The sequence below is a fragment of the Vibrio mimicus CAIM 602 genome, assembly GCF_000338875.1.
In the GTDB taxonomy this organism is placed as follows: Bacteria; Pseudomonadota; Gammaproteobacteria; order Enterobacterales; family Vibrionaceae; genus Vibrio; species Vibrio mimicus.
This window is the reverse complement of record NZ_AOMO01000079.1, coordinates 1-3,990: the sequence shown is the minus strand read 5'-3', so window position 1 is coordinate 3,990 and position 3,990 is coordinate 1. Positions and strand designations below refer to the sequence as shown.

Genomic DNA, 3,990 nt, shown 5'->3' with positions numbered 1-3,990 from the left:
CTTAGTTGGCATGTTAGGACAGTAAGCTAACAAGCGCCTCAAGAGGGACTGTCAACGCGTGGCGTTCCCAGTCTCAATGAGCCGCGGTGGTTACGGTTGATGTGTTTCAGTTTTGTGTTATGCGTTGCCAGCCCCTTAGGCGGGCGTTAGCTTCTTAAAGGCTAGAATCATCAAAATCTAAGCTCACTTGTTGCGAAAAATCAGCTTCTAGCGTTCAAATTCCACAACTTGGCTTTCGAGTCTTTGCGATGCGGATTTGGAAGAAAGTGTTGAATGCTCAACAGGTTCAAAATCGCTGAAAACCAACAAGCTTCGATGCTTCAATGTTGTTGGACGTTCAGCACGGTCAGCTTAATTTCACAAAAGGCAGCATCATCGCTGTGATCTTGCTTTCTTTGTCGCGGACTCTTAACCGTGATCAACTCAACCTTGATCGTTTTAAGTTTTGACTGCCAACTTCACAGCTTTTGGCGTTGGACGTGTGTTTGTGTGATGCTTTTGCGTAAAGTACCTTTCAAGAAAATGGTTAAAAGTCATTTTGAAACAATAGGCTACGAAGCTAACAAACGCCTCAAGAGGGACTGTCAACGCGTGGCGTTTCCAGTCCCAATGAGCCGCGGTGGTTGCAGTTGTTGTATTTGAGTTTAGTGGTTTGCGTTTCCAGCCCCTTAGGCGGGCGTTAGGCGATAGTAGACATCAATAGATATTGATTGTGATAATGCGTGCCTTTGTTATCAATCTCTAAATTTATATTTGGCTCATAATCAAAGGTTACAATCGATGCGTACTCCATTCCGTTTTATCTTATCCTTACTTGGGCGAGCCAATTCTCATGAAGCGACAGGGTTCATTACTGGGGCAGACGAAACAAAGGTTGTTTCCAATGAACCCGTGATAAAAAGAGCGCTGAAGACTCATATTAAAAATTTAGAAGGTGAGCAGCGTGTTTATGATGCGACCTTAGAGATGTTGATCGAAACCAACCAGTTTTCATTGAGCATTGCGGAAAAAAACTGTTTTGGATTTGAAACTGGGTATCGAGACCTTTGCAAGCTATTTGCGATTGGCCACTATCTGCCATCAGTCGCAGACTCTGAGGTAGTAGAGCATTTTTTCTCTGCTCAACAGTATGCGATATTATGGTTACGCCAGATGAATCAACCGAAAGGGAAGCTCATCCCCTTTCAATACCAAGGGGTGGATTTTGCAATTCCAGCCCAAGGCAGAACGGAGTATATTCAGTCGCTTGATTGGCTTGATATGCTTTACCTCACTATTGTCACGGGGCGTAATGAGGATTTAAATTTATTAATAGAACTTCTGCATAAGGGGCAAGTGGCATGGCGCTCGGAGCAAGGTCGGTATCATCTTGAAATAGTGCTGCATATGTTTGGCTTGCAAGCGAACAGTGATATTACTGATTTAATCAATCGGTTTATTGCCCATATCCAGCGAAAAGGCCAAACACCTAAAGAGCGCATTCCTAGTTACCACGGGATTACAGTGACCTTAGGCTTTTTTGATGTGATGCAAGCTATACATCAACAAGACCAAGTGGCGTATAACCTATCCATGCATCGCGCTTTAGAAATGCATAAAGAGTGGTGGACTCACGATAAGGATTTTAAAACAGATGCTAATGGTTATATTTCATTACATCTCCTCACGGCAGCCAAATATGCGTATGAAAAATATGGCTATACACTGGATGTGACGTCAGATTACATACCCAGTTATCTCTATCAGAGATAGTTCATCTGCAAATCGCCTAACAAACGCCTCAAGAGGGACTGTCAACGCGTAGCGTTTCCAGTCCCATTGAGCTGCGGTGGTTTCGGTTGTTGTGTTTGAGTTTAGCGATATGCGTTGCCAGCCCCTTAGGCGGGCGTTATGTTTAATCACGTAAAATCAGTTGGTTGCATCTTTTCTTTGCTTACTTGGCTTTCCAGTTTTGGTATTGTCGGCAAGTAGACTTCAGTGGTCGCTGTTTTCTGGACTCCAATTTGTGGGCGCTAAAAATTCAGAGAGTTGCCTCATTGAAATGCAGTGTTTGGGTGAGGTGAGTGCAGCTTGCTCAGTTCCAAAGTTAGAGCTTCAGCTTTCGTTTCTCACGTTGAGAGTCAATGCAAATTCAATCAATTTTATGAGTTAATTCAGTTTCTTAGCCTATGGTTTTGGTGTGCAAAGGTAAGTCGAGTTAAGCTCTTGGTGTCGTAAAACTTAACCCTTTGAGTCTTAAACATAACAAGGCGTTAAAGTGGGATTCATGCCGCGTGGCATTTTTGGTATGCGGTGAGTTTTGGTGGTGAAAGTGGTCTGCGGAAAGCTGATTTATGCGGCATTCACCCCTTAACGCAGCGTTATGCATCAAGGGTATTATGAAGTCTACTAAAGAAAAGATTATTAAACATTACGCAGAGTTCTTTGAAGGTCATGATTTCGAGATATTGTCTTGGGAGCTTGGGCCAATTAAGAAAATTGTACCCGATTTTCAGGTTGTCAGGTTTACACCTGGCCCTCAAATTAATATGTGGGTTTATTGCTCAGTAGGTGCATCAGAGATTACACACAGTGATTCAGCTCTTCACGAGTTTGTTGTCGTATCACCGATCGAGTCAAATCGTCTAGTTGAAATGCTGGCAATGGTAACTTACTACCATTCGAATCATAATTTGGGCTTTGGTCATACCTTGCCTATTGGTGAGCCTTGGCTTGAGGGTTCTAACTGTGAAAACTGGCTAATTTCGTTGCCGTATCCATTTGGAGAGGACTTGGAAATAATGCCTCTAAATAGTTCTCACGTTCACGTAGCTTGGTTACTACCTATCACTGACGACGAACGTAATTTCAAAATCAAGTATGATCTAGATGCACTCGAACAAAAATTTGATGACGCAGAGCTTAAGTACTGGGAAGTAAAGCGGTCTTCGGTAGTGTAAATGCATAACAATTTGTTTAAGAGTGATTCGCAACGCGTGGCATTTTCACCATGCGTTGGTTTTAGTGTTTAAGGTGGTATGCGGCGGCATCGGTAATGCGTTGCTCACACCTTAACAGGGCGTTATGTGCTTGGAGGGAATATGGAAATTCAGAAAGTTGTACCTGCTGATTTAGATGCGGTTACAAGCCTCGTTTCAGAAGTCTCATATATAGATATATTTCCTTTGCTCAATGCGCAAGGGAAGCAAGAGTTTATCGAGCGAGTTATTCCTGATTTACGTACAGTATTTGATGGTGAAAAGTTTTTAGCGCTTAAGGCTGTCCTAGGTGGAAAATTGCTTGGTTTTGGTGTTTTGCGTGACGGGAGTTATTTAACGCACCTATTTGTATCGAATGAAGTTCAAGGCACCGGTTTGGGTCGCGATTTACTTAATCACTTACTCGCTTCAACCAAAGCTAATGAAATTAGTCTGCGTTCATCGGTTAATGCTGTGGGGTTCTATAGTCATAATGGTTTTGTTGCAACAGGCGATGAAGCTGAGTTTAATGGAATTCGATTTGTGCCAATGTCGTTAGTGCGCACATAACAAACGCCTCAAGAGGGACTGTCAACGCGTGGCGTTCCCAGTCCCAATGAGTCACGGTGGTTACGATTGTTGTGTTTGAGTTTAGTGTTATGCGTTGCCAGCCCCTTAGGCGGGCGTTATAAATACGGAGAATATGACGTGACAGAAATTGAACAAGAAGAATTAGAGCGTAGAGCGTCAATTATTTTGGAGTTTGGTGGTGTTCAGCCGATGCACAATCCGTTTTATACATTTTCAGTTCGATATTCAGCTGAGCGGGCAATTGTTGCGTTTATGCAGTATGACTACTTGCTTACTCAAACAGATGATGCATCAACACTAATTAGTGAAGTGCAAGAGGCTATTGTTCATGTTGGTGCATTATCAAGATATTTTTGGCCATCGCCGGGAGGGCACAAGAAAGATAAGCAACAGCGTAATCTGAGGCTTAAAAGAGGCGAATACTTAAAGAAACTTTATAAAC

3 protein-coding genes and 3 pseudogenes are annotated in these 3,990 nt (G+C 42.8%); all 6 read left to right on the top strand.

Annotation, left to right across the window (positions count from 1 at the left end):
* Positions 1-323: 323 nt before the first annotated feature.
* A pseudogene (locus D908_RS22445) lies at positions 324-446 on the top strand (DUF645 family protein); the annotation flags it as partial.
* Positions 415-528, top strand: a pseudogene (locus D908_RS22765) (Tfp pilus assembly protein); the annotation flags it as partial. The pseudogenes D908_RS22445 and D908_RS22765, both read left to right, overlap by 32 nt.
* 252 nt (positions 529-780) lie before the next feature.
* Positions 781-1,752 (top strand): immunity 49 family protein, encoded by a 972-nt coding sequence (locus D908_RS0119970; protein WP_005527165.1) that lies wholly within the window; start codon positions 781-783, stop codon positions 1,750-1,752.
* Between the two features lie 626 nt (positions 1,753-2,378).
* Positions 2,379-2,939 carry a suppressor of fused domain protein gene (locus D908_RS02010; RefSeq protein ID WP_032467748.1) on the top strand — a complete coding sequence of 187 codons (561 nt, stop codon included), beginning with the start codon at positions 2,379-2,381 and terminating at the stop codon, positions 2,937-2,939.
* A gap of 141 nt (positions 2,940-3,080) precedes the next feature.
* Entirely contained in the window at positions 3,081-3,527 is a 447-nt protein-coding gene (locus D908_RS02015; RefSeq protein ID WP_005527160.1) for a GNAT family N-acetyltransferase, read from the top strand.
* Positions 3,528-3,665: 138 nt separating this feature from the next.
* A pseudogene (locus D908_RS02020) lies at positions 3,666-3,990 on the top strand (hypothetical protein); the annotation flags it as partial.